The 5,884-nt window shown below is 36.6% G+C and carries 7 protein-coding genes; all 7 read right to left on the reverse strand.

Annotation, left to right across the window (positions count from 1 at the left end; translation table 11 throughout):
- Positions 1-631: flavodoxin family protein (locus ACKI4K_RS01770; RefSeq protein ID WP_407421676.1), on the reverse strand; the 631-nt coding region annotated here is incomplete at its 3' end.
- On the reverse strand, positions 618-1,829 hold the full coding sequence (locus ACKI4K_RS01775; RefSeq protein ID WP_407421678.1) for a cofactor-independent phosphoglycerate mutase: 1,212 nt from the start codon (positions 1,827-1,829) through the stop codon (positions 618-620). The genes ACKI4K_RS01775 and ACKI4K_RS01770, both read right to left, overlap by 14 nt.
- Before the next feature lie 23 nt (positions 1,830-1,852).
- The gene (locus ACKI4K_RS01780) at positions 1,853-2,872 is read right to left on the reverse strand and encodes a homoserine dehydrogenase (RefSeq protein ID WP_407421680.1); all 1,020 of its coding nucleotides are present in this window, start codon (positions 2,870-2,872) and stop codon (positions 1,853-1,855) included.
- A 5-nt stretch (positions 2,873-2,877) separates the two neighbouring features.
- The gene (locus tag ACKI4K_RS01785; protein WP_407421682.1) at positions 2,878-3,363 is read right to left on the reverse strand and encodes an amino acid-binding protein; all 486 of its coding nucleotides are present in this window, start codon (positions 3,361-3,363) and stop codon (positions 2,878-2,880) included.
- An 11-nt stretch (positions 3,364-3,374) separates the two neighbouring features.
- The gene (gene gatC, locus ACKI4K_RS01790; protein ID WP_407421684.1) at positions 3,375-3,590 is read right to left on the reverse strand and encodes an Asp-tRNA(Asn) amidotransferase subunit GatC; all 216 of its coding nucleotides are present in this window, start codon (positions 3,588-3,590) and stop codon (positions 3,375-3,377) included.
- Positions 3,591-3,678: 88 nt separating this feature from the next.
- Positions 3,679-5,127: an asparagine synthase-related protein gene (locus tag ACKI4K_RS01795; RefSeq protein ID WP_407421686.1), complete on the reverse strand. Its 1,449-nt coding sequence runs from the start codon at positions 5,125-5,127 to the stop codon at positions 3,679-3,681.
- Between the two features lie 310 nt (positions 5,128-5,437).
- Positions 5,438-5,854, reverse strand: a complete 417-nt coding sequence (locus ACKI4K_RS01800) for a PadR family transcriptional regulator (protein ID WP_407421688.1) — start codon at positions 5,852-5,854, stop codon at positions 5,438-5,440.
- Between the last annotated feature and the right edge of the window lie 30 nt (positions 5,855-5,884).

Below are 5,884 nucleotides of genomic sequence, written 5' to 3' on the forward strand. Positions count from 1 at the left end.
GTGGTTTAGGCTCTTCAGTTACTGTCAAACCTTTTTTTCCACCTTCTTCAAGACATTTCAAGAAAAATGCCATATTGTGGGCCAATTGTCTCATGGTGCCCAGACCCTCTTCATCCTGCATTACCTCTTCGGGAGTGTTTCCATGAACCATATTCCAGTAAAATGAAGAAATGATAGGCATTTGGCTAATTCCCAGATACTTGATTAATTGGTCATATGTTGCGGTTGTTCCCGCACGCCTTGCAGAGCAGACAACAGCCCCGGGTTTGAACTTGAAAGCATCCCCTCCTGATCCATGTGAATTTGAGTAGAATGCCCTGTCCAAAAAGGAGGTCATTGATCCGTTGGCTCCTGCATAGTAAACCGGTGAGCCGAATACGAATGCATCCGCATCATATGCCTTTTCGACGAATTCATTTACAACATCATTATCGAATGCACATTTGCCTAATTCAGAGCATTTTCCGCAGGCAATGCATCCGGTTATTGGCTTTGTTTTAATCCAGAATATTTCAGTTTCGATATCGTATTCCTGTAATGTCTTTGCTACTTCATTTAAAGCAGTATAGGTACATCCTTCCTTATGAGGACTTCCATTTACCAGTATCACTTTCATTTTAATAATCTCCATCAATCAATCTTTGAACCAAGAAGTGTCCTTTTCTGAATTCAAGTGAACCTTTTTTAACACCTTCCTCATCAAATGATTCGCATTCATCGCCTTCACGTGCAGAATCATAGATTACCAAAGGCACATCGTCACGGGTATGTGTTCCGACATCGACAGGGGTTGGATGATCCGGCAATATTGCTGCCCTAAAGTCAGAACCTTCCAGACTTTCAATGATTGGCCCGACAATAAACTCATCAATTCTTTCAATAGCTTTCACTTTTTCTTCAGTGTTATGGGCATGTCCCGCTTCATCAGGCGCCTCTATATGAATAAGCAATAGATCTGTTTCTTTTAATGCTTCGATTCCGTACTCTCCTTTTTGCTTGTAGTCAGTGTCAAAGTATCCTGTAGCTTCAGGCACATTTACAATGTTCATGCCTGCAAAGTTTCCGATTCCCTTAAGCAAGTCCACACCAGTGATTACTGAAGCGGTTATTCCGTAAGTCTCTTCAAAGTTAGGCAGGCTTGGCTTTACACCTTGACTCCATAACCACACCATATTGGCCGGAACCTCTCTTTTTTTGTTTACTTCAGCATCTTTAAGGTATTCTCGTGACTCAAACATGATATTTTGAATCTCCTGAGCCAATTCGCAATCGCCAAATAAATTATCTGCTAATTTTTCACCTACAATGTCATGAGGAGCAATTGTCTTAATGCTTGATAAGACCTCGGCATCCTCCTCACTGTCACATGAATATATGAATAAATGCCTATAGCTTACGCCAGTATGGAATTTTCCTTTAAATCCAGGGTATTTCTCTGTAAAGTATTCGTTTAATCCCTTTAATAGGTCATCAGCTTCATCTGTTGAAATATGACCTGCATTGAAGTCATCCATTGCATCATTTTCGCAAAATATTGTGTTGCATCTGAATATTACATCTTTTGGTGTTGTTGGAATTCCCTCACTGCCTGCTTCAAGGGGTCCGCGGCCAGTATAGTAATCTGCAGGATTAAATCCGAAAATGCTCATATTGGCCACATCAGAACCTGAAGTGTACTGTTCCGGAACATTATTCGTAAAACCGCCAAATCCCCCCTTTGCCAGCTTGTCAATATTCGGAGTGTTGGCTGCCATCAAAGGAGTTTTACCATCCAGTTCATCTAAAGGATAATCGCTAGCCCCATCGGGGATAAAAATTACATATTTCATATTATCAAAAAAAGTATAAAAAATTAGTATTTATTCTTTAAAATACTAATTAAATCAGTCAACATCGCAGAAGCAGTTTCAAGTGAACCTGCTCCAAGTCCAATTACGGAAACTTCATCAGCCAAATCAGTCTTGATTGTAGCCATGTTTAATGTTCCGCTTACATCATAGGAACTTCCTCTTTTAACTAAACGAGGAGATACCTGTAAATTATCTGGAGACACTTCGGCTATTAGTTTAATTAGATAATCATCTTTTTTAGCAAGTTCTATAGCTTGTGAGTTAATATTTGAAATGCCTTCAACCTTAACATCACTGTATGTGGCATCAATTCCCAAAAGTGAATTTGCCAAAATTACTGTTTTGCATGCAGCGTCAATGCCTTCGACATCCTGAGTCGGGTCAGTTTCTGCAATTCCCAATTCCTGTGATTCCTTTAAAATAACTTCATATTCGGAACCTTCTGAAGTCATTCTTGACAGAATATAATTTGTAGTGCCGTTTAGAATACCCTTGATTGATTTTATCTCACAGGATGCAAGTGTATCCCTTGTGAAATTAATGATCGGCATGGACCCGCCAACACTGGCTTCATATTTAAATTCCACACCAGCTTTTTCGGCTGCTCCAACAACCTCCTTGAATTTAAGTGCCAAATGTCCTTTATTTGATGTTACTACATCCTTTCCTTGTTCGAAAGCTTTAAGTGTTAAGGATAATGCTGGCTGTGCATCAACGATATTGGTAGGAGTCACTTCTATAAGACAATCATATTCAACAGCATCCAAAACATCCAAACCACTTTTATCAGACCCGAATTCCGGATATGCTGATAATTTTCCTTCATTCTTCTTTGTTTCAACAAGTAATTTTTCATCTAATCCATCTTGTGATATTGCAGATGTAGATGAATCTGCAGCGGCAACAATCTTAACATTTACTCCTGTTTTTTCATAAATCAAATCTTTTTTCATGGAAAGGGCGTTGGCCACACCTTGACCTACTGAACCGAATCCCATGATAATAACTTTACACTCATCCATAATAATCACACTTCATTTATCACAAGTAAATCTTTTTCTTCGGCAATTTCACCGATCCTATCAAATACTGTTTGCTTTTTGCCGATATCCGCTTCAATATTAATCAAAGCAGTGGATTTTTCTTCACCATTTAACTTAATGTCAAATCCAACGATTACAACGCCGTCAAGTGCATTGATTCTGTCCATTGTATCCCTCAAGTCCTGATCAATAATGTCGCCAAACAGAATGGTGGTGATCTTTTCTTTTCTTAAAACACCATCCATTTCGATAATACTGAATCCTAACTCTTCAAATTTATTTATTAGGCCTGTAAGTTCTGCTTGTTCACCTTCCAAAGTAAGCTGAACTGGAACTTTACCATTTTCATTTTTATAGTCTCTTTTATGGATAACAGTTACTAAATTAGCACCAAATGTACTTATTGGTTCTAACACTCTGACTAATTGTCCAGGACTGTCTAAAAGTTCTAGAACTAAATTCATTTTCATATAAATCACTCTTAATTAGTCCATTCTGCAATTTTCACTTTGAGATTTCCGTCCTTATCAATATTGGCATTTCTTAATATTTTTTCCGGATTTTTCTCATGAGCTTCATCTTCACGAGTTAAGTTTAAATTATCAGTGATATACCATGTTTCATCTGAATCAGGAATATCCTCCAAGATCTTTGAGAATTTTTCTATAATGTCTTCAGCATCTTTTTCGATTGTCATAAATAAACTCCTTAATAATTAATAATATTATTATTTTATTTTTTGATATTAATATAGTTAAAGATTAAAATAACTAAAAAGAAGAAAATTATTCCAAATATTGGGAAATATCAGTGTCTTTTAAAATTCTTTTTCTTAAAATTTTATCGATTCCCGTTCCATATTGTGCTGCTTTTTTAGGTCTGTAGGCTATTTCATAATCAAGGCCATCCTCAAATGCCAATTTTCTGAGGAAACTTTTTCTCATGTCATCATGCATGGAAACTATCTTCTTGTTATCCGGAATATTTAACACCAATTCCACTAATGACTTGTCCAAAAACGGCAGTCTCAACTCCACAGAATTGAGCATTGAGCATGCATCATCCCTTTCAAGATTTACATGATACATATTTGACATGTCCTCACGCAAATCATAGTTCAGTGTTCCCTCGACAAAGCTTTTAAGATATCTTTTATATCCACCGAAGAGCTCATCTGCACCTTGTCCTGAAATGGCCACCCTAATCCCATCACGGGAGACCATCCCTGTTGCAAAATAGGTTGTAAGGCCAACGCCAACTTTCATGAGATTATCGTCCCCGATAGCTTTTACAACTTGAGGCAAGGCTTCACGGATTAAATCTTCTGTGACTTCACAGATTTCCAAAGGCAGATTTATGGACTTTGAAGCCTTTATTGCTGCTTCAACATCTTTCGAGCCTTCAACACCTACTGCATAAAGAGTAACTTTCAACGGAATGTTTTCTGAGATTTCCTTTAAAAGCAATGCCAAGTATGAACTGTCAACACCGCCCGAAAATATTACTCCGACCTCCCTCAATCCATCGACCCTTTTAACAAGACTCAATCTTAAGAACTTGTCAATCTTGTCCACATCACCATCGAAGACCTTTTCATAGATTGCCTGTGCCGGAGATATATCCTGCCAGTTATAGAGAATGTGTTCCGGCTTTAAGGTGTTGATGTCTATAAAGCCAACTTCCTTTAGGGATTGTCTTGTAGATGCAAAACCTTTTAGGGCGTCATTTTCTGCATAAAACAATGGCTTTACTCCCAATGGATCACGTGCAATTGCCAGGTTTTCACCGTCCCAAACGGCAAAGGCATAATCCCCATCAATCATTCTATTTGCCATTTGAACTGCCTTCAATAAATCACCCTTGTTGTAAAAATCAATCAGATAAAGGAGGGCTTCACTGTCCGAGGTGATTTCCGCTTCGACACCCACCTTTTTGACCAGATTTCGAATTGTTGCGAAATTGTATAATTCCCCATTGAAAACCAAAACCAGATTTTCATTTGAAACCGGCTGAGGCTTTGACAATCTGTCGTTGCCGTCATAAATGGAAAGAAGATTATGGCCAAAAGCTATCCCATAATCATTGTCATCATAAAAGTCATCCGGATCAATATCCGTGCAGATTTCATCCAGAAATACTCCTGACGAATCAGGACCTCTATTCCTGGAGGTTTTCAGCATTTTAACTATATCGTTTCCTTTAAAATCGCCTTGCAGACCAACTATAGAACACATAATATCTAATTCTATTTTATTATTTTAACTTAATAATTTCATCCTTTTAATTCGTCAAACACATTAATCGCCTAAAACTTAATTAATATTTAAAAGTTGATGATTAACGTTTTTACCTTTTAACTTGGGTATCTTTGAAAAAAAGTTTTATTAAACTTCATCCTTGCTATTTAGTATTTAATGCCATGTTAGTATTTAAAGTTCATCGAAAATATTTATAAAACTAAATTAAAATTTACATCTTCAATAACTGTCAGTTTAAATTTCTCTTCCAGTATGCAAACCCTGATGAATTTGATTATGACTGTTTTCAAAATCCGTCCATAGTCTCAAACAATAATTTCCATTGAGGATTGTTATGAATTATATCAAACCGGGAATACATGTAGTTCAATACCTGTACACCCTCATTGGTTATCCCGAAATATTTTATTTTCTTATTGTTTTTAACTTTCAACTCACTGACAATAAGATTCAAATCTTCAAGCCTATTCAAAATAGGATAAATATTGCTGGGGCTTGATTTTTTTAAAGATCCTTCCTCAATCAGTATTGTGAAAAATGCATCCAATTCATTTAAAATTGCATAACCATGAATCGGACCTTTGAATTTAATAATCCATAAAATCAAAAAACGAGACATTCCATTTACATAATGTTTGATTATGGAATTGTTGGTGATAACTTCAACACGATTGTTTTGAACAGATGAATTCGAATCGCCCATATTTTATAGTCCCAAAAATTAAATTATAAA

Source organism: Methanobrevibacter sp., assembly GCF_045644645.1.
Taxonomy (GTDB): Archaea; Methanobacteriota; Methanobacteria; order Methanobacteriales; family Methanobacteriaceae; genus Methanocatella.

Excerpts from the sequence above, each read along its gene's own strand:
- ACKI4K_RS01795 (WP_407421686.1), bottom strand. The coding sequence starts at position 5,127 with ATGTGTTCTATAGTTGGTCTGCAAGGCGATTTTAAAGGAAACGATATA.
- ACKI4K_RS01775 (WP_407421678.1), bottom strand. The coding sequence starts at position 1,829 with ATGAAATATGTAATTTTTATCCCCGATGGGGCTAGCGATTATCCTTTA.
- ACKI4K_RS01780 (WP_407421680.1), bottom strand. The coding sequence starts at position 2,872 with ATGGATGAGTGTAAAGTTATTATCATGGGATTCGGTTCAGTAGGTCAA.
- ACKI4K_RS01785 (WP_407421682.1), bottom strand. The coding sequence starts at position 3,363 with ATGAAAATGAATTTAGTTCTAGAACTTTTAGACAGTCCTGGACAATTA.
- gatC (WP_407421684.1), bottom strand. The coding sequence starts at position 3,590 with ATGACAATCGAAAAAGATGCTGAAGACATTATAGAAAAATTCTCAAAG.
- ACKI4K_RS01800 (WP_407421688.1), bottom strand. The coding sequence starts at position 5,854 with ATGGGCGATTCGAATTCATCTGTTCAAAACAATCGTGTTGAAGTTATC.